The organism is Ruegeria sp. CE12 (genome assembly GCF_056537525.1).
In genome coordinates this window covers 387196-405501 of record NZ_JBQFRS010000002.1, presented here as the reverse complement: position 1 = coordinate 405501, position 18306 = coordinate 387196, and the positions used below count along the sequence as shown (strand labels likewise).

General features: G+C 55.2%; 18 protein-coding genes. 11 read left to right on the top strand and 7 right to left on the bottom strand.

Annotated elements, in window-relative coordinates; translation table 11 throughout:
* Nucleotides 1-45: 45 nt before the first annotated feature.
* The 4 genes from ACR0IO_RS06795 to ACR0IO_RS06780 all read left to right on the top strand — a co-directional run bounded on the left by ACR0IO_RS06795 (nucleotide 46) and on the right by ACR0IO_RS06780 (nucleotide 3226).
* The gene (locus tag ACR0IO_RS06795; RefSeq protein WP_480740309.1) at nucleotides 46-495 is read left to right on the top strand and encodes an N-acetyltransferase family protein; all 450 of its coding nucleotides are present in this window, start codon (nucleotides 46-48) and stop codon (nucleotides 493-495) included.
* Nucleotides 496-656: 161 nt separating this feature from the next.
* A complete protein-coding gene (locus ACR0IO_RS06790) occupies nucleotides 657-1859 on the top strand; it encodes a DUF2927 domain-containing protein (RefSeq protein ID WP_480740308.1) in 1203 nt (400 codons plus the stop codon).
* 7 nt (nucleotides 1860-1866) lie between these two features.
* Nucleotides 1867-2037 (top strand): hypothetical protein, encoded by a 171-nt coding sequence (locus tag ACR0IO_RS06785; RefSeq protein WP_170330838.1) that lies wholly within the window; start codon nucleotides 1867-1869, stop codon nucleotides 2035-2037.
* A gap of 4 nt (nucleotides 2038-2041) precedes the next feature.
* The gene (locus ACR0IO_RS06780) at nucleotides 2042-3226 is read left to right on the top strand and encodes a vWA domain-containing protein (protein ID WP_480740307.1); all 1185 of its coding nucleotides are present in this window, start codon (nucleotides 2042-2044) and stop codon (nucleotides 3224-3226) included.
* A 108-nt stretch (nucleotides 3227-3334) separates the two neighbouring features.
* On the opposite strand, the gene ACR0IO_RS06775 is transcribed toward ACR0IO_RS06780, so the two are convergent.
* A complete protein-coding gene (locus ACR0IO_RS06775) occupies nucleotides 3335-4270 on the bottom strand; it encodes a hypothetical protein (protein WP_480740306.1) in 936 nt (311 codons plus the stop codon).
* A gap of 268 nt (nucleotides 4271-4538) precedes the next feature.
* Between ACR0IO_RS06775 and ACR0IO_RS06770 the strand changes: the two genes are divergently transcribed.
* Nucleotides 4539-5228 carry a M48 family metallopeptidase gene (locus tag ACR0IO_RS06770; RefSeq protein ID WP_480740304.1) on the top strand — a complete coding sequence of 230 codons (690 nt, stop codon included), beginning with the start codon at nucleotides 4539-4541 and terminating at the stop codon, nucleotides 5226-5228.
* A 9-nt stretch (nucleotides 5229-5237) separates the two neighbouring features.
* Here the strand turns inward: ACR0IO_RS06770 and ACR0IO_RS06765 are convergent, their stop codons facing one another.
* Genes ACR0IO_RS06765 through ACR0IO_RS06745 form a run of 5 tightly spaced genes read right to left on the bottom strand, consistent with a single transcriptional unit; the run spans nucleotide 5238 to nucleotide 10516 of the window.
* Nucleotides 5238-5780, bottom strand: coding sequence for an RSP_2648 family PIN domain-containing protein (locus ACR0IO_RS06765; protein WP_480740301.1), 543 nt, complete (start codon nucleotides 5778-5780; stop codon nucleotides 5238-5240).
* Nucleotides 5777-6985 carry an RSP_2647 family RNA methyltransferase gene (locus ACR0IO_RS06760; protein ID WP_480740300.1) on the bottom strand — a complete coding sequence of 403 codons (1209 nt, stop codon included), beginning with the start codon at nucleotides 6983-6985 and terminating at the stop codon, nucleotides 5777-5779. The genes ACR0IO_RS06765 and ACR0IO_RS06760 overlap by 4 nt, the downstream gene beginning before the upstream one ends.
* A gap of 40 nt (nucleotides 6986-7025) precedes the next feature.
* Entirely contained in the window at nucleotides 7026-7298 is a 273-nt protein-coding gene (locus tag ACR0IO_RS06755) for a hypothetical protein (protein WP_155150893.1), read from the bottom strand.
* Complete coding sequence (locus ACR0IO_RS06750) at nucleotides 7285-10077, bottom strand: [protein-PII] uridylyltransferase family protein (protein ID WP_480740298.1); 2793 nt, start codon at nucleotides 10075-10077, stop codon at nucleotides 7285-7287. The genes ACR0IO_RS06755 and ACR0IO_RS06750 overlap by 14 nt, the downstream gene beginning before the upstream one ends.
* 49 nt (nucleotides 10078-10126) lie before the next feature.
* A complete protein-coding gene (locus tag ACR0IO_RS06745) occupies nucleotides 10127-10516 on the bottom strand; it encodes a nuclear transport factor 2 family protein (protein WP_254436718.1) in 390 nt (129 codons plus the stop codon).
* Nucleotides 10517-11145: 629 nt separating this feature from the next.
* Between ACR0IO_RS06745 and ACR0IO_RS06740 the strand changes: the two genes are divergently transcribed.
* The 6 genes from ACR0IO_RS06740 (at nucleotide 11146) to ACR0IO_RS06715 (ending at nucleotide 15895) form a co-directional block, all read left to right on the top strand.
* Nucleotides 11146-11823 carry an SOS response-associated peptidase gene (locus tag ACR0IO_RS06740; protein WP_480740296.1) on the top strand — a complete coding sequence of 226 codons (678 nt, stop codon included), beginning with the start codon at nucleotides 11146-11148 and terminating at the stop codon, nucleotides 11821-11823.
* A gap of 220 nt (nucleotides 11824-12043) precedes the next feature.
* Entirely contained in the window at nucleotides 12044-12466 is a 423-nt protein-coding gene (locus ACR0IO_RS06735) for a DUF2852 domain-containing protein (protein WP_170330854.1), read from the top strand.
* Nucleotides 12467-12542: 76 nt separating this feature from the next.
* Nucleotides 12543-12974 carry an RDD family protein gene (locus tag ACR0IO_RS06730; RefSeq protein WP_170330856.1) on the top strand — a complete coding sequence of 144 codons (432 nt, stop codon included), beginning with the start codon at nucleotides 12543-12545 and terminating at the stop codon, nucleotides 12972-12974.
* A 76-nt stretch (nucleotides 12975-13050) separates the two neighbouring features.
* A complete protein-coding gene (locus ACR0IO_RS06725) occupies nucleotides 13051-13875 on the top strand; it encodes an arginyltransferase (RefSeq protein WP_155150909.1) in 825 nt (274 codons plus the stop codon).
* 6 nt (nucleotides 13876-13881) lie between these two features.
* A complete protein-coding gene (locus ACR0IO_RS06720) occupies nucleotides 13882-14271 on the top strand; it encodes a VOC family protein (protein ID WP_480740294.1) in 390 nt (129 codons plus the stop codon).
* Nucleotides 14272-14548: 277 nt separating this feature from the next.
* On the top strand, nucleotides 14549-15895 hold the full coding sequence (locus ACR0IO_RS06715) for a dicarboxylate/amino acid:cation symporter (protein ID WP_480740292.1): 1347 nt from the start codon (nucleotides 14549-14551) through the stop codon (nucleotides 15893-15895).
* A gap of 56 nt (nucleotides 15896-15951) precedes the next feature.
* Here ACR0IO_RS06715 and ACR0IO_RS06710 read toward each other — a convergent pair whose 3' ends face one another.
* Entirely contained in the window at nucleotides 15952-18306 is a 2355-nt protein-coding gene (locus ACR0IO_RS06710) for a TRAP transporter large permease subunit (RefSeq protein WP_170330862.1), read from the bottom strand.

Genomic DNA, 18306 nt, shown 5'->3' with positions numbered 1-18306 from the left:
GCCCCTCACTGGGTCGCGCTTTCATGCCAAACACAGGATAGCCATTTGACCCAAGCTCCGATCATCAGACCCCTGAAAGCCGCTGACCGTCCGGAATGGTCGGTTTTGTGGCGCGACTACTTGGCGTTTTACGAAACCGAAGTAGCGGATGAAATCTATGAGACGACTTTTGAACGGTTACTAGGAGATGATCCGCATGATTTCTCATGCTTCGTCGCTGAGGTTGATGGACGACTTGTTGGCCTGACCCATTTTCTGTTTCATCGCCATGCTTGGAAGGTTGAAAGCGTCTGCTACCTGCAAGATTTGTTTGCTAGTCCCGAAGCACGTGGAACCGGTATCGGCCGGGCGTTGATCGAAGCAGTGTATGCTGAGGCCGACAACAAAGGTGCACCCAGCGTGTATTGGCTGACGCAGGATTTCAATCATACTGCGCGTAAGCTCTATGACCGAATAGGCAAGCTTACCCCATTCATCAGGTACCAGCGCCCGTGAAGCTTTGGAGCTTTGTTCTAGTTGGCGCCATCATGGCTGGATGCACTACGGTTGAATCGATTGAACTTCCGAGTGAGGTCAAAACCGTAGAAATCGTACTGCCACCGGCAAAGTCGTTTAGCAGGTCCCAGCCTCTGCCGCCTGTGCGATCGAACAAAAACATGGCCGAAGATTTTCTGGATCTTCACTTCGAGCTCGAAAGCGGCGCCGAGCTTCCTGTTTTTACACGTTTCGAGATGCCCGTCACCGTGCGGTTAACGGGGACGCCGCCGGCCACCATGCGAACTGATCTCACTCGCCTGTTGTCCCGTCTTCGCAGAGAGGCCGGGATCGACATCCAAGAGATCACTGATGGTCAGGCCAACATCACGATCGAAGCAGTCAGCCAAAAGCAGATCCAGCGTATACTACCGCAAGCAGCCTGTTTCGTGGTTCCAAACGCATCCAGTTTCGAAGAGTATCGCAGCGACCGTCGAAAACCGAAAAGCAACTGGTCCAAACTGCGCAGTCGCGAGCGGCTTGGAATCTTTATTCCCTATGACGTTAGTCCGCAGGAAATCCGGGATTGTCTGCATGAAGAGCTGGCGCAGGCTCTGGGTCCGCTAAACGACCTGTATCGTTTGCCGGATTCAGTCTTTAACGATGATAATTTCCACACCGTGCTGACTGGTTTCGACATGTTGATGCTGCGTGCGGCCTATTTGCCTGAACTGCAAAGCGGCATGACGCGCGAACAGGCTGCTGCGGTCATCCCTGGTGTTCTTAGTCGACTGAACCCGCGCGGCGACAACCTGCCCGCACAACAAATCTCGGAAACCCCACGGGAATGGATCAAGGCGATCCACAAATCCGTTGGGTCCCGTTCATCCTCTGCCAATCGGCTCCGATCCGCTCAAAGGGCAGCACAAATCGGGCAACAACAAGGGTGGACTGATCACCGCAGGGCATTTCCACATTATCTGATGGGGCGGATGGGGCAATTCGACAACCCAGAGGAAGCGCAGCGCCAATATGCAATCGCACAGCAATATCTGGCGAACACACCCGGCACCGAGTTACATCGTGCGTATATCACCACGCAAACCGCGGCTTATGCACTGGCACGTCGAAAAGGACCAAGCGTCCTGCCTGAAATCGACAATGCAATCGCAGTCATGACACGCGCCGAAAACGCATCCATGCTGGCCACGCTTATGTTGCTGAAATCCGAAGCTCTGAAACAGTCCGGAAGATACGAACAGGCACGCGCCGTCAGGCTGGACAGTCTGGGGTGGGCGCGATACGGCTTTGGCTCGGAAGTTGTGGTTCGCTCGCTGATGCAGGACATCGCATTGCGCAACCCGCAGAACATCGAAGACGGATGATACGCGCATGGTAGTGGTTCTGGGAATGGCTTTGTTGGGTGCGATTCTGGGTGCCCTGACGGCTCGGAAACGTAACGGCAGTGGCGCTGACATGGCGCAATACGCGGCCGGTTACGGCATCGCCTTTGCATTGGTTGGACTAATCCTGTCGCTGATCCTTGTCCGTCTGGTAGCGTAGATCCATGTTTCTACCCTTTTTCGAAAATCTCAGAAAAGCCGGCATTCCCGTTTCGTTGCGGGAATATCTGACTTTTCTTGAAGGTATGAAAAAGGGATTAGCGACCTACGACGTCGAGGCATTCTACTACCTCGCCCGCGTGTCGATGGTGAAGGATGAGCGCAATATCGACAAGTTCGACCGAGCCTTTGCCGCCAGCTTTGAAGGACTGGATGAGATTTCGTTTGAACAGGTGCTCGAAGCTGTCGACATCCCGGCCGACTGGCTGGCCAAGATGGCGGAAAAACATCTGTCGGACGAGGAGAAAGCCGAGATCGAAGCCTTGGGTGGTTTCGATAAGCTTATGGAAACGCTGCGTGAACGTCTGAGCGAGCAGCAGGGTCGCCATCAGGGCGGCAACAAATGGATCGGCACCGCAGGCACCTCTCCGTTTGGCGCATATGGCTACAACCCCGAAGGTGTTCGTATCGGGCAGAAAGAAAGCCGCCATCAACGTGCGGTGAAAGTCTGGGACAAGCGTGAGTTCAAGAACCTCGACGACACGGTTGAGCTTGGCACCCGCAACATTAAGGTCGCACTGAAACGCCTGCGCCGTTGGGCGCGTGAAGGCGCCGCCGAAGAGCTGGATTTGGATGGTACGATCCGAGCGACTGCTGAACACGGTTACCTAGACGTCAAAACCCGACCAGAACGCCACAATGCGGTGAAGGTTTTGCTGTTCCTCGATGTAGGCGGCTCGATGGACCCGCATATCAAGGTGGTCGAAGAGCTGTTCTCGGCCGCCCGGACCGAGTTCAAGCATCTGGAATACTACTACTTCCACAACTGCCTGTACGAAGGTGTCTGGCGTGACAACCGTCGTCGGTGGGACCAGCAAACCCCAACACACGAAGTCCTTCGTACCTATGGCGGAGACTACAAGTGCATCTTTGTCGGCGACGCATCGATGAGCCCTTACGAGATCGCCTATCCCGGTGGTGCAAACGAACACTGGAACCCGGAATCCGGGCAGGTCTGGCTACAACGTGCTCGCGAGCAATGGACTTCGAATCTTTGGATCAACCCGGTGCCTGAAAAATACTGGGAGTATACGCATTCGATTGGCATGATCCGCGAGATCTTTGAAGATCGCATGGTCCCCATGACCTTGGCCGGACTTGAACAGGGAATGCGGGAACTTACGCGCTAATTAACTTCTGCATACCCTTCAGGTCCAAACGTGTTGCAGCCCAGTTGCGCGATGCACTGTGACCGGGCTGCTTAGCACTGACAGGCGAAAGTCGCTTTGTTGAAAGCGTTACACCCGCTCTTTGAATTTTTTGGCAAGGCTAATCGCTGCTCGTCCAGCCGCTGTGCGTTTCATGGAATTGAGCGTTGAAGAAGTGGCCGCCATATGCGCCCGAATGTCCAGATCTTCAAACTCGACCTTCGGCAACATAGGATCGACTTTGTACCAGAGATTTCCGTAAAACTGGGTCCGCTGCGTCTTCAGATGATCATAATTCGCCTTCACTGCGTGCATAGTGTCCTCTGAGGGCGCAAAAAACACGATGCTGTTGTTGTTGCGCTGCTGCTTCTGGGTTTCGCACCAATCCCACGGCACCCAACACCGATCGACATCCTGATTGCCTTGCCAGAAGCTTGAAATAAACGCCCACTCTGGCTTGAATGTCATATAGTGCGTGTGGATATCGGCATTTTCGCTATCCGAGCCAGGATTGGCATTGAACATCCACGTTAGCGCTTTGCGCCGGGTGTCGGGATGAGGGCTGATTTCGTAGCCATGCAGGTATTTCTGTATTCCGGCATCCACCACAAGCTCTCCCTGAAGCTCGAACTTGTTGGCCAGCGCCTCTTTCATCTCGTCGGATTTCAGAAAGGCATCAAGTGCTTCCAGAATGCTGCCATTTGGGGGCGTGAGGCGCAGGACCATTCCAAATCCCTCGGTCGCCTTATGAACGCTCTTCTGAGACTCACCCTCGAGCCACTTCAGGTACTCGGCCTTCGAAGTGACACAACCCGGAAAAGAGATGGCTCTGTAACCAACGCTTTCCAGCTGGTCTAGAAGTTGCCCTGGCGTGTTTGCAGCGGTCGTATCGATCTCACGTGCGCCTACAACCGCCTCAAAATGTTCGTCGGACAAAAAACTCTCGATATGAAGATGCTTGAACGGCTTGCTCTCAAACTCCGCGTTGCGGATTTTTTCAATCAAGTAGTCAAACTCATGGCCCATGACGAATGCTCCCTCAAATTTTCAGTTGTTATATCTATCAGAAACCGACCTTGCCGCGCATGCTCATTTCTTGAACCTTGTCATCTTTTTGCTGATCCAAAATGGCGGAAATAGGGCATCAGATATCTAGTTTCTGGGGTGTGCTTTATAGATCAACGACCTGCGAACCAAGGCATCATCTGTTGCTTCAGGCGAAACGCACAATCTTTTACAAGGCAAAGTCAAAATAGTATTTGCCCCACCGATAACGCGGTCCCATATCTAGAACATGCTCCGTCTAACTCCCATTTTGCTGGCCATCGCTTATGCCTTTGTCATGTACCGGATTTCCGTCTGGCGCACGCATCGGGAGTTGGATGCAAAGTCTACTGAACTGGCTGATCCGGCACTTAAACGTATGACGGACAGGCTTGCGTCGGCATTGGATGTCGCGCGTGTGCCGGTTTATATCTATGAAATCGATCCGGTTAACGGCCTAGCCGCCCCGGATGGGCGCATATTCATAACGCGCGGATTCTATCGAAAGTTCCGCAATGGCGAAGTGTCCGCAGAAGAGATGGCAAGCGTAATCGCGCATGAACTCGGCCATGTGGCGCTTGGGCATGCGCGTCGCCGGATGATCGACTTTTCGGGTCAGAATGCGATGCGGGCTGCGCTGATGATGATCCTGAACAGGTTCATCCCGTTTATCGGCGCATGGATTGCCAATGCCCTGACCGCCCTGCTCGCCTCACGCCTGTCGCGTGCGGATGAGTACGAGGCAGACGAATATGCGGCTGCGTTGTTGACCAAAGCGGGTATCGGGATCGGTCCGCAAAAATCTCTGTTCCACAAGCTTGAGGATCTGACACAGCAGCGGGCCGGTGTGGTACCGGCCTGGCTGATGAGCCACCCCAAGACGGACGAGCGCATTGCGGCGCTTGAGGCACTGGAACACCGCTGGGGCTCGAATGGCTAAGGTCTTGCCCTAAGTCGCCAGAGCTTTGCCCAAGCGCGGCAGCCGGGCTTTCTTCATCAGCGCACGTAATGTCCACTGATCGCCTGACAGACGGTTGGCTTCAGCCAGGACTTCTGCGGAAACAGCTTCGATACCCTGAGGATCCCCAATCCAAAACTGATGCAGCAGTGCATCCGGATCAATCCGCTCAAGCCCCTCTTCCGCCAGTATATTTCTGGGAAAATCCTTGGCGTTCACGGTAACGATTGCATCCGCCGAGGCACTGACGGCCGTCGCCAAGACGTGAACATCTGCAATGTCCGGCAGCCAGAGCCGCTGCTCGATACCCGGAGCGGCTGGGCGTTCGGCATCGGACCATTTGGATTGTGCCAATGCGATCTCGGCGCGTGCCTGCGCTTCGCCCTGAGGTCCGAGCTTGCGGGCAGCTCGAGCCCATTCCTCGAGGATGCGCGCCGACCAGATCGGAGTGAAATGCCCTATGGCCGCGGCACCCAGCAACATCTCCCGCATCACGGTGGGGTAGATGACGCAAGTATCCAGAACTGCCTTCACAACCGGTAGAACACGGCTTTGAGATAACCGCTCTCGGCCAGTTGCGGCAGTTGCGGATGATCAGGCCCGGCAAATCCCGTGTGGATCATTTGTGCCTGCCGGCCTGCCCGGCCAATGCCACGCGAGGATGCATCACGGAACCGCCCTAAATCCGCCGCGTGAGAGCACGAGCAAAGACCCAGATAGCCACCCGGCTTGACCAGGGGCGCAGCGAGCCGTGCAATTCGTTCATAGGCACGCAGCCCGGCATCGAGCGCTTGTTTGGACGGTGCGAATGCAGGTGGATCACAGATGACAACGTCGAATTCAGCGCCTTCTTCGCCAAGTTTCGTCAAGACATCAAAGGCATCCCCCTGACGCGTTTCAAACCGGTCGACGAAACCCGAGGCATCGGCACCTTTTGTGGCAAGTTCCAACGCAGCGGCAGAGCCATCGACCGACAAAGCCTGTGCCGCACCGCCTGCCAGCATTGCCAGCCCGAACCCACCGACATGGCTGAACACATCGAGCACGCGTGCTCCCGGCTGGACCAATCTGGCTGCAAAGGCATGGTTTGGGCGCTGATCGTAGAACAGCCCTGTTTTCTGCCCGCCGGTAAGGTCTGCCATATAAGTCGCGCCATTCATCGGCACCGGCAAAGGGGCGTCAGGTGCGTCGCCCCGCAAGGTCAGATTGACATCGTCCAGACCTTCCAATCCACGGGTCCGACCTGATGCGTTCTTGAGTATGGTGCTGACGCCGGTCACCTTGATCAGAGCTTCTGTCAGCAGTTCAAGGTACAGCTCAGCCCAGGCCGCGTTCGGCTGAACAACACATGCGTCACCAAACCGGTCAATGATCACTCCCGGAAAGCCATCCGCCTCGGCATGGACCAGACGGTAGTAGGGCTTGTCGAACAGGCGTTCTCGCATCTCCAGCGCGCGTTGCAGTCGTGCCTCGAACCAATTGGCATTGAGCTCAGCAGCGGGATCGCGATCCAGAATGCGGCACATGATCTTTGATGCGGGATTGACCGCAACCAAAGCCATCGATTGACGCTTGTCATCTTCAAGAACCGCCAGCGCTCCGGCTTCGATCTTGCGGGTGCGCCGGTCGGTGACAATGTCATTGGCGTACACCCAAGGAAATCCGTGACGCACACCACGAGCGTTGGCTTTGGGTTTCAGACGGATTCGTGGGCGGTCGGAAGAGGAAGTCTGGGTCATGACGCCCTCATAGTCCCGAACATGCGCGTGTAAAAGCCCTTTAGCGCGGGCGCGAGCGCCAGCCGCCGCGCCGTTTAGGCGTTTGTGCGGCCTGCAACCCCTCGCTCAGCACCTGAGTCATCGGGTGTTCGGCATCCTGACCAGAATACACTGTGTGCAGGTCGGACAAAGCCTGCTGCTGGTCACGGTCATCAGGCAGGCTAAGCGCCCAGTCCAGAAAGATGCTTCGACACTCAGGCAAAGCGATGCCTTCGATGCGATAAGCCTCTCGGATAAGGCCCTTTGGATCATTCGGATCATCACTGCGTGCCATTTTCGTCCCCCTCAACCACGGCTCCGATCAATGCGGCAGCGGTGTCATAACTTTCCTGCAGCGCAGCCTGCAACTGTTCGACCTGTTCAAAGCCGGTAGCACGGCACAGAAAGGCCGTGCCGCCCTCGCCAATCTTGTCAGCTTCGATCACCTTGCCAGACAACAGCCGTGCCGCGCATTGTACGGACCAGCATAAATCGTAACAGTCTTTAAGCGTTTGCGCCTGCGCGACATCCAGTAATTCGGCAGCGACTGCGCCATCCAATCCCGAATGTACATCACGTTTGGTTGTCCCCGACAGCAAAGCTCCGGTTTCGGCAATCAGTTCGATATCCATCAGGCGGCCTGCGCCGTTTTTCGCATCCCAGATCCCGGCCGGAGACTTGGCCGCCGCAAGACGTCCACGCATCTCGGAAACTTCGCGCAGAATTTTGCCGTGGTCCCGTGGTCGTGACAAAAACTCCGAACGGAACGCTTCGATGTCTTCTGCCAACTCATCATCACCAGCCACCACATGCGCCCGCGTCAGGGCAAGATGCTCCCAAACCCAGGCTTCGTTCTGCTGGTAATTAGTGAAACTATGCCAACTGGTTGCCACCGGCCCCTGATTACCAGAGGGGCGCAAGCGCATGTCGACTTCATACAGCCGACCCTGCGCCATCGGAGCAGCAAGGGCCGTAATCAATGCTTGGGTAAAACGAGCATAGTAAGTGCGCGTGGCAAGCGGTCGGGGACCGTCTGACATATCCTGATCCTGCGGATCATATATCACAATCATGTCCAGATCGGATTGCGAGTTGATCCGCCCTGCCCCCAAAGACCCCATCCCCAGAACAGCAGCACCGCGCCCGGGTGCCGGGCCGTGTTTTCGCGCAAAATTCTCGATGACAAAGGGAAGTATGGCGGCGATCACCGCTTGCGCCAGCTCGGCATATTGCTGCCCTGCCTGTGCACCATCGATCAGTCCCCGCAAATGATGAACGCCAACCCGGAAATGCCATTCCTTGCACCAACGGCGAGCGAGATCGAGCTGAGATTCATAGTCGGCTTCGGCAGAAAGGAGCTGCGACAGCTCTGCCTGCAAATCGGCTTGTCCGGGCCAATCGGTAAAGAAGCTACCCCCGATTACAGCATCGAACACCGATGCATTGCGTGACAGATGGGTGGCCAGCGCGTGAGAGGTGCCCACAATGTCAATCAACAGATCAATCAGATGCGGATTAGCCTCGAACAGGGAAAACAGCTGAACACCTGCAGGCAACCCGGAAAGAAACCCGTCCAGTGCGACCAGTGCTTCCTCTGGCTGGGCGGTCTTTGCCAACCGCGACATCAGCTCGGGCTTCAGCCGTTCGAATATCCGTGCACCCCGTTGCGAGCGCAGGGCCGGATATGTGGGCCATCGTGCTAATACACCTTTGTCGAACTCGACAGGCTGTGCAGCCACAGGCGCGGCACCGGGCCCCGGAGCAAAAAAACCTTCGGTTAGTTCATGTACTTCGGTCAGGCGGCGGGTCAGGTCCGATGTCAGTTCTTCGCTGCTGAGCCCCATCAGACATGCCACCCGTTCTATGCCGTCTTCGGATTGTGGCACTTTGTGCGTCTGGGCATCGTGCACCATCTGGATGCGATGCTCGACTTCGCGATGGGCACGATAATGATCAGTCAGCTTGTCAGCCACATCCTGCGGCACCCATCCCTTGGACGACAGGGCTGCCAAACCTTCAACAGTTCCACGAACCCGCAAATCCGGATCGCGCCCGCCTGCAATCAACTGTCGGGTTTGCGTGAAAAACTCGATTTCGCGAATTCCACCTTGTCCCAGTTTCATGTCGTGCCCCGGAATGGACAGGGCACCACCAGTACCTTTGTTTTCCCGAATCCGCAGGCGCATATCATGGGCGTCCTGTATCGCGGCAAAATCCAGATGTCGCCGCCAGACAAACGGGCGCAGTGCTTCCAGAAACTTTGTTCCCGCCGACAGATCACCGGCACACGGTCGTGCCTTGATGTAAGCTGCACGCTCCCAAGTCCGACCAAGGCTCTCGTAATAGCGCTCAGCCGCTTCCATCGCCAGACAGACGGGCGTGACCGCTGGATCGGGCCGCAGCCTCAGATCGGTGCGAAAAACATAGCCGTCTGCTGTTTTGTCGCTAATCGTTGCACAGAAATTCCGCGTCGCGCGCACCATGCTCTGACGCGCCTCATAAAAGTCATCAGGATCAAATCGGGTCTCGTCGAATAACACGATCAGATCGATGTCAGAGCTGTAATTCAGCTCATACGCGCCCATCTTGCCCATCGCCAGGATCACCATCCCAGCAGCGGTTTCGAGGTCATCATCCGTCATACCCGGCAGCTTGCCGCGACGGATCAGGTTTGCGATCTCGGCCTTTGCCGCCACATCTGCAGCAAGTGCACCAAAATCAGTCAGCGCCGCGGTTACTTTTTCCAATGGCCATGCACCTGCCAGATCCGCAAGCGCTGTCAACAGCGCCATGCGACGCTTGGCCTGACGCAGACCCGGCTTAAGTTGGTCGGGGGGAAGATCACGCGCAGCCGTCATCACTTCGGCCAATGCCTGATCCGGGTGTTGTATGGCTTGCGGCAGCCACTCCCTCTCGCGCTCGATCAGCCCCTTGAGATATGGGCTGGACCCTGCTGTCCCCGCGATCAACTCGGATTGCTCGGGTGTCAAATCCGGAACAAGCGAACGCGCCTCCTCACCAAGTGACGGATCGAAGGGGCGCGGAACACGGTTGATGGCAAGAACATCTTTCATAGAGGCAAATTGCGCAGCCCTATCGCACGGCGTCAATGGGACAAACCTATCACTTGGCCTCTGTCGGAGTATCCTGACTGAAACTGTTGATCCAAACGCCGAGGCGACGCTCCCAAAGTGAAGAGATCAGCATCGCCTCCCACTCGGCCGCATCCGGCCTTTGATAATCTGCGCGGTAGGAAAGCAACACGATATCAGGTGACAGCACCCTTAGCTTGGTCTCGCTGAGTTCAAATCTGGCCATAGTCGGCGCATCAGCAAATTGACCCACATGATCGTCTCGGTTTGCAAACCCTGTCGGGTAAACCCCCAGAAAGTCCGGGCTTAGCAATGCACGGTCTGCCTCTGCATTCCCTTCAACCAACGCTGTCCACACCTTCTTCTCGAGTGTCAGGATCTCATCAAGCGTAGGAGCGGTCTTGTTTTCTGTATTTTCCATAGTCGGAATGTAGTTTGACATTTGTTTTTAAAGATACCCAGAAGAGCCCGGAGCGATCCGGATAAATGCGGATGAGCGGTTAAGAAAGGTGTTCACAAAAAGCTCCGGCAGAATAAGTTCATGTAACCCTAGTGCTTTTCAAACAGCGTTAAAACAAGGTTTCATCTGCAAATCTTGATTTCATTGACACACAAGCCTGCAAATGAACCAGCATCGCAAACGCGCCATACAATAAAGGCCATCCTTGCACTATGGCTCGAACATAAGACGTGAGGCAGCACGATCATAGGATACTTTGAAGGCTATTGAGTTACTCAAGAACTCGCCATGACACCCGATAACTTCAAAACGGTTTTTTCACCGGTGGGTATATTTGCCCGACATACCTTCAAAACTTCATTTGAATCGACCTCTGTTTAACCAGCTTAAACACTTAAACCGCCTCATTCCCCAGAATTGCAAACAAGCCTGTCAGGTCGGACAAGCAATTTAGGGGATGGGGACCTTGATACGACGGATCGAGAGCTGATCCAGACGACAATGATGTACAACAACGTCGCCCCGACATTTTAAGTACTTTATTTTGCCGTTTACTTGTTCCAATTACCCAATCCGCCTAACCTTCTCCTATGTGTGGAAAATTTGCAGCCGGCCATCTGACACAGCGACAAATGCTGGCGATTATGGAGGCCCTTCTTTATGGGAAAGTCTCCCCTGACCTTCCAGAGCGATTGCCATCAGGAGGTTTCAACATATCGCCAACCGACCAGGTCAGCATGATCCGCTGGGATGGTGATTGTGCGGAAATTACATCGGCGCGTTGGCAAATCAAGGATCCCCGCAGTCGGAAGCCCCTGATCAATTCAAAAATCGAAAACGTCAGTTTCTGGAAGGACTATTGGGACAACGGGCGCTGTCTCGTACCAGCCCTTGGCTACTATGAATGGCCAAAGGGCCAGGGTCACGATTGTCCCGTGTTTATCTCTGTTAAAAGCAACTCACCCACGATGTTCTTTGCGGGCTTCTACCGGACAGAAGATGGACGCCACAGTTGCAGCATAATGACCCGCAAGCCCAGCTCTCAGATCGCACATATCCATAATCGAATGCCAGTCATTCTGACGCCTGAAGAAATTGAAGACTGGCTAACAGGCGTCATCACTCCGCAGGACGCACAAGTGACACTTGGTACGAAATACGAAGGTCGATTTGAGCATCATACCGTAAAGCCAATCAAGCCGGGCGCAAACGGTGAAGAACTAATATCCCCCTACGCCCCCCCCATCCAAACCGGCTTCGACTTCTAGATTTCTCAAAACTGTCTTGCTGCAAACACTGGTGTCAGAGTTTGAGAGAACCTGTTTCGAGCTAAACGGAAAATTCGGCACATCCTGCCTTTTCGCCAGCCGATCAAACATCTTGCATTCGGCCAAATGTAAATCTTTTTCACATACACCCCTTGCAACCAGTCCAAGGCTTCCCATCTAGACAATGTGAAAGGAATTTACATCAACCTGGAGAACCCCAATGACCGCATTGTCCGAACACACCGTCCCAGAAAATCCGGGATGGCTTCACCGTTGTGAAGCCTGGCTAGACAGCAAGGGCAAAGGCGCCTGGATTGCCGCCATGGTCCTTGGCTTTATCTTCTTCTGGCCTATCGGCCTGGCCTTTCTTGCCTATATGATCTGGAGCAAACGTATGTTCAGCAAATCCTGCAGCCACCGCAAATCCTGGCAGAGCCACATGAGCGCCATGAAGCCGTCAGGCAACAGCGCGTTTGATGCCTATAAGGCCGACACTTTGGCACGGTTGGAGCGTGAACAGCAGGAGTTCGAATCCTTCCTGCGTCGTCTGCGCGAAGCTAAAGACAAAGCCGAATTCGACCAATTCATGGACGAACGCGCCCGCGACAACCAGAATGAGGCCGAGTCGGGCAATCCTGCCTGACCTGCCCAAGACAACTTTGCCCTGCCCCGCATTCCCGGGTCAGGGCCTTTGACACCCATCACCTGGACTTCATGAAATGAACCATTTGCCTGACCCTGATCGCCAACCAGAGTTTTATCAATCTGTGGCGATCAAACGCTTTATTGCCTGGTTGTTTGATATCGCCTTTATCTCACTACTTTGCACAGTCGCCATTGTGCTTACCTTTGGGCTCGGGTTCTTTATCCTCGCGCTGATCTATATGGTCGTCAGCTTTGTGTATCGCGTTGTGACAATCGCGAACGGGTCAGCCACGCTGGGCATGCGTTTCATGGGAATCGAGTTGCGCGATGCGTTTGGCGCGCGAATGGATACCGGTAAAGCTGTTGCACATACGGCCGGGTATTTTGTCAGCATGGCCTTCCCCGTTATCCAGATCATTTCAGTGATCATGATGCTGACCAGCGCCCGTTGTCAGGGCCTTACAGACGCCTTCCTTGGCACTGTGATGATCAATCAGCGCGCATAAGCCAGTCTTGAAGTGAATCACTTGGCGCGTCCCGGAACGGTTGCTATCATCCGTTCCGAGGAAACACGGGACCTTCATGCGACACACGCTGCCAATAGCGCCACAGTTCTATGTGACGGCTCCACAACCCTGCCCTTACCTTGAGGGCCGGATGGAGCGTAAGCTATTTACCGCCTTGCAGGGTGAAGGCGCAGATCAGCTGAACAATTCGCTGTCGCAACAAGGGTTTCGTCGGTCCCAGAATGTACTTTACCGCCCGTCCTGCACCGATTGTGCCGCCTGTTTATCGGCGCGCATCGACGTCTCGGCCTTCCGCCCAACCAAAAGCCAGAAACGCGCAGCCAAGCGCAATTCGTATCTGGAGCGGCGCGCCACATCGCCCTGGGCGACAGACGACCAATATGAACTGTTCCGACGTTATCTGGACGCCCGGCACGCCGATGGCGGCATGGCAGATATGGACGTGTTTGAGTTCGCTGCGATGATCGAAGAGACGCCGATCCGCAGCCGTGTTGTAGAATATGCAGATCCTGAAACCGGAAACCTGATTGCGGTCAGCCTGACCGATGTTCTGGATGACGGGCTGAGCATGGTCTACTCATTTTATGACCCGCAGCAGCCGCAAAGCTCGCTGGGTACCTACATGATCCTTGATCACATCGATATCGCGCGCGAGGCAGGCCTGCCCTACATCTATCTCGGCTACTGGGTGCCGGGGAGCCCGAAAATGGGCTACAAAGCCAAGTTCTCGGGCCTCGAAGCCTATGTGCAGGGTGAGTGGCAAAGCATCAAAGACCCGGATGAGTTTGCCGAAACGGCTCAGCATCCGCTGTCCTCCCCTCCGATTGCCGAGCAGGTTGCCAATATTCAACTTCCGGATCGGCATCCGACCAAAGGATAAATTACCATGCAGCAGAACCTTCATGCGGTCACCCTCGTGGTGCCGGATTACGATGACGCCATCGCATTTTACACCCAAACGCTGAGCTTTGAGCTTACACAGGACATCGATCTGGGTGGTGGCAAACGATGGGTTCGGGTGAGCCCAAAGGGATCAGGCGGGGCGTCGCTGCTGATCGCCAAGGCAGATGGAGAAGAACAGCAATCCGCCATCGGCAATCAAACCGGTGGCCGCGTCGGTTTCTTCCTCGAAACGGATGATTTTCAGCGGGATCACGCCGCCATGGTTGCAAATGGCGTTCACTTTGAGGAACAGCCCAGACACGAGCCATATGGCACTGTGGCAGTTTGGCGCGATCCATTTGGAAACCGTTGGGATCTGATCCAGTTCGCGTAACTGGCAACCACTTGTAAAAAAACACATATTCACGCCTTCACAGCAGGCGCCGATCATTAGCTTAAGTTGAAACCAGGCGCTTGTTTTTGGTGATCGCGCTCAGCGGAGAGTTGAAAACTGACGCTGGGTCACCAGATATCGCTGACCTCGTGCACTGTTGCACCGAGCGGGAATTCAGCGGCCACAGCCGTTTGACATCATTGAATTATCGATTGCAGCAACGGGTCCCCGGCCCGTCGCTTTGGTTTTATTTGGGGGAAAGCAAATGATGTACGCCATGCGTAAACTGCTTGCGGCAAACCTGACGACACAAATCCTGGTTGCCTTGGTTGTGGGAACCGTTCTTGGATTGATCCTGAACTATTGGGGCAATCCGTTTCTAGAGAACAATCTGGTAAATGGTTTGTTCGGCATGATCGGCCAGATGTTTCTGAATGCGCTTCAGATGCTGGTAGTGCCTCTGGTCGTCTTCTCTCTGCTTTGCGGCGTCATCGGTATCGGTGACATCAGGGTATTAGGGCGCGTAGGTGGGCTGACGTTCGTTACCTATCTGGCAACAACTGCGTTGGCCGTAACCACCGCATTGGTGTTTGCCAGCCTGATTGGTCCCGGCACCGGATTTTCCGGAATGCACCTTGCTGATCAGAATGTCGCTGTGGCGTCTCAACAAACCGCGTGGGACATACTTGCAAACATCATTCCCAAGAACCCGGTGCATGCACTGGCGAACGGTGAGATGCTGCAGATCATCTTTTATGTCGTCGTGGTCGGAGTTGCCGTCCTGATGATCGGCAGCAAAGCCAAAGCGTTTGTTCAAGGATGTGAATTCATGAACGAACTGGCGATGAAGATTGTCGAAATCGTCATGGCCTTTGCGCCGATCGGTGTCTTCTGCCTGATCGCCAGAACCTTTGCCCTTGAAGGATTCAGCCTGTTCGCACCGGTCATCGGTTATCTGACAACAATCAGCCTGACGCTGGTCTTCCACCTTTGTGTAACGCTGATGGTGCTGCTTTATGCATTTACAGGACTGAACCCACGCATGTTCATGCGCAAGATGCGCTCAGCTCAGGTCTTCGCGTTTTCAACCTCCAGCTCGAACGCAACGATCCCGGCCAGCATGCAATGCGTGACACAGCGCGTTGGTGTTGACTGTTCGGTCGCGTCTTTCGGTATTCCGCTGGGGGCAACGATCAACATGGATGGAACCGCCATCATGCATGGTGTCGCGACAGTGTTTCTGGCCAATGTCTACGGCATCGATTTAGGTCTGGGCGGATATCTGACGGTGATCTCTATCTCGGTTCTGGCGTCCATTGGTACGGCTGGGGTGCCGGGCGTCGGCATGGTCATGCTGGCCATGGTGTTGAACCAGCTTGGGATGCCACTTGAAGGGATCGCCATCATTCTGGCGGTTGACCGGATCGTAGACATGATGCGGACTGTCGTGAATGTCACCGGAGACGCGGTAGTTACCACGATCGTCGCGCAAAGGGTCGGTAAGATGGACCATTCTGTCTTCAACGACCCGAACGCAGGCACACTGGATGTCACCCATCTGGAGATCGATCACGGTGCAGAGCGTGAGTTCGCCAAACTAACCCACGCAAAAACCGACGTCTGAAACGAAAAACCGGAGGCCATTTGGCCTCCGGTTGTGTCTTGTTGCTATGCGATCTCTTAATTCGGGATCAGATCCGGAACGATCGTTACGATCGTTGGGAAGAACCAAAGGATCGCAATACCGACCACCTGAATGATCACGAACGGAATGATACCTCTGTAGATGTGGCCCGTCGTGACCTCTTTGGGTGCCACCCCGCGCAAGTAGAACAGGGCAAACCCGAACGGTGGCGTGAGGAACGATGTCTGCAGGTTCACTGCAACCATGATGGTGACCCACTTCGGATCGAACGACCCGCCATAGATCACCGGACCAACAATCGGGATCACGATGTAGATGATCTCGAGGAAGTCCAGCACAAAGCCCAGAATGAACAGCACCAGCATCACGATCAGGAAGACCGTGAACTCGTTGTCAAAGCTCTTCAGGAACTGCTGGATGTAATGCTCACCACCGAACGAAATCACCACAAGGTTCAGAAGCTGTGACCCGATCAGGATGGTGAACACCATCGATGTCACCTTGGCCGTCTCGCGTACCACGGGTGTTAGGACACCACTGGCAAACAGGATCCAGCAACCGAACAGCAAGCCGAACAGCGCATAGAGATAGGCAGCATAGGCAAGAACGAATGCCACCCAGGTCTCGAACGTAACGCCACCCTGATTGATGCGCAGATCAAAGTTCACACCCAACAGCAGACAGATGATGACTGCGAAGGTCGACCAGATGATCACTTTGCCGGAACGTCCCTCATCCTGCAGCTTGCGATAGGCGGCCAGCATGATCGCACCACCCGCACCCAGCGCAGCGGCCGGTGTCGGGTTGGTGATACCACCAAGGATCGAGCCCAAGACCGCGATGATCAGAACCAGTGGCGGGAAGACCACCCGGATCAGATCATTTGTGGCGCATCGCGCCGCAGCCTCTTTGCACCCGTACAGCGCAATCGCAAACGGTATCGCCAGTAACAGGAACGTCACACCCGAAGATGTTGTTGGCGCGACAAGCAAGGTATCGACAAGCAAGACAAGCAACAGGCCAATAGCACCAAGGATCAAAGGCTGCATCGGGCGCGAGGGTGCGATACCCCGACCCAGAACCAGCGTCAGAGCCAGCAGTACAACTGTCACGGCCACGCCAGTACCAATCGGAGCAGCTGCCGCGATCTTGGCCTCACGTTCAGCCGCGATCTCCTCTTCGCTCAGACGCTGAGCCTGTGACACACCGCCTGCCTCGTCAATCGCTTCCTGCTCGGCCACGGCCTGATCCCAGGCAGACTGACCATGCAGTTCGATCATCGAAGCCTGACACTCAGCCGAGACATTGGTGCGAAGCGACGCGCCCTGCCCGACATCGGAAAAGCCCGATACTGCGATGTTCTGACTACCGATCACACCGACACTGCCCAGCAGGAAGGCACCAGCAATCAGAGCAACCGGTGCACCCAGCAGCCAAGTCAGACCTTCGGCGCGGGTAATCGGTTCACCCGTGCCACCCGACATTGCAACCGCAGGCGCCTTGTCCGGGTTCAGCAGTGCATAGCCAAACGCATAAAGCGCATAGAGCAACGCGAGCATGATCCCTGGCAGCAGAGCCGCCTGGAACAATGTTCCAACCGAAACCACCGCAGGCTCACCCAGATAGGTCAGCGCGTCGGTACACCCTGCCTCAACCGCGCGGGTTTCCTGTGCGGTCGAATAGAGGTCACCGGCAAGCGTACCCAGCAGAACGATAACAATGGACGGTGGAATGATCTGACCCAACGTGCCCGATGCCGCGATGACACCCGTCGCCAGTTCAGGCGAGTAGTTGTTGCGCAGCATGGTCGGCAGCGCGAGCAAGCCCATGGTTACAACGGTGGCACCCACGATCCCGGTCGAGGCTGCAAGAAATGCACCCACGACCACGATTGACACGGCCAAACCACCCGGCAGCGGGCCAAAGACGCGCGCCATTGTAGTCAGCAGATCGTTTGCGATCTTCGAGCGCTCCAGCGTGATGCCCATCAGAACAAACATCAACACCGCCAGCAGGGTCTCAATCGACTGGCCCGCCAGAACACGTTCGTTCATACGGTTAACGATGAACGACACGTTGCGGTCCAGAGCGGTTTCCCAACCTGATGCAAAAACCGGCTCGGCGATCCTTGGCAAATCCGGGTATCGGAACACGGATATCGTGTCGGGTTTGATGCCCGAGTTCACAACATCCCTGTAGGCTTGCGAACCGGTATCGATCGCCTGATGGATCAACAATCCGGCGCTGTCCAACGCCGCGATGATCCCGAACGAGATAATCCCTGCCCCACCAATGGCAAAGGCCACCGGAAAGCCGGATAGGATGCCCCCGAAGAGGCAGAAAAATACGATAATGAGGCCTATCTCGACGCCATCAAGTCCGAATAACAT

Excerpts from the sequence above, each read along its gene's own strand:
- ACR0IO_RS06790 (WP_480740308.1), top strand. The coding sequence starts at position 657 with ATGGCCGAAGATTTTCTGGATCTTCACTTCGAGCTCGAAAGCGGCGCC.
- ACR0IO_RS06785 (WP_170330838.1), top strand. The coding sequence starts at position 1,867 with ATGGTAGTGGTTCTGGGAATGGCTTTGTTGGGTGCGATTCTGGGTGCC.
- ACR0IO_RS06760 (WP_480740300.1), bottom strand. The coding sequence starts at position 6,985 with ATGACCCAGACTTCCTCTTCCGACCGCCCACGAATCCGTCTGAAACCC.
- ACR0IO_RS06745 (WP_254436718.1), bottom strand. The coding sequence starts at position 10,516 with ATGGAAAATACAGAAAACAAGACCGCTCCTACGCTTGATGAGATCCTG.
- ACR0IO_RS06740 (WP_480740296.1), top strand. The coding sequence starts at position 11,146 with ATGTGTGGAAAATTTGCAGCCGGCCATCTGACACAGCGACAAATGCTG.
- ACR0IO_RS06755 (WP_155150893.1), bottom strand. The coding sequence starts at position 7,298 with ATGGCACGCAGTGATGATCCGAATGATCCAAAGGGCCTTATCCGAGAG.
- ACR0IO_RS06730 (WP_170330856.1), top strand. The coding sequence starts at position 12,543 with ATGAACCATTTGCCTGACCCTGATCGCCAACCAGAGTTTTATCAATCT.
- ACR0IO_RS06770 (WP_480740304.1), top strand. The coding sequence starts at position 4,539 with ATGCTCCGTCTAACTCCCATTTTGCTGGCCATCGCTTATGCCTTTGTC.
- ACR0IO_RS06735 (WP_170330854.1), top strand. The coding sequence starts at position 12,044 with ATGACCGCATTGTCCGAACACACCGTCCCAGAAAATCCGGGATGGCTT.
- ACR0IO_RS06725 (WP_155150909.1), top strand. The coding sequence starts at position 13,051 with ATGCGACACACGCTGCCAATAGCGCCACAGTTCTATGTGACGGCTCCA.
- ACR0IO_RS06775 (WP_480740306.1), bottom strand. The coding sequence starts at position 4,270 with ATGGGCCATGAGTTTGACTACTTGATTGAAAAAATCCGCAACGCGGAG.
- ACR0IO_RS06780 (WP_480740307.1), top strand. The coding sequence starts at position 2,042 with ATGTTTCTACCCTTTTTCGAAAATCTCAGAAAAGCCGGCATTCCCGTT.
- ACR0IO_RS06710 (WP_170330862.1), bottom strand. The coding sequence starts at position 18,306 with ATGTTATTCGGACTTGATGGCGTCGAGATAGGCCTCATTATCGTATTT.
- ACR0IO_RS06715 (WP_480740292.1), top strand. The coding sequence starts at position 14,549 with ATGCGTAAACTGCTTGCGGCAAACCTGACGACACAAATCCTGGTTGCC.
- ACR0IO_RS06750 (WP_480740298.1), bottom strand. The coding sequence starts at position 10,077 with ATGAAAGATGTTCTTGCCATCAACCGTGTTCCGCGCCCCTTCGATCCG.
- ACR0IO_RS06720 (WP_480740294.1), top strand. The coding sequence starts at position 13,882 with ATGCAGCAGAACCTTCATGCGGTCACCCTCGTGGTGCCGGATTACGAT.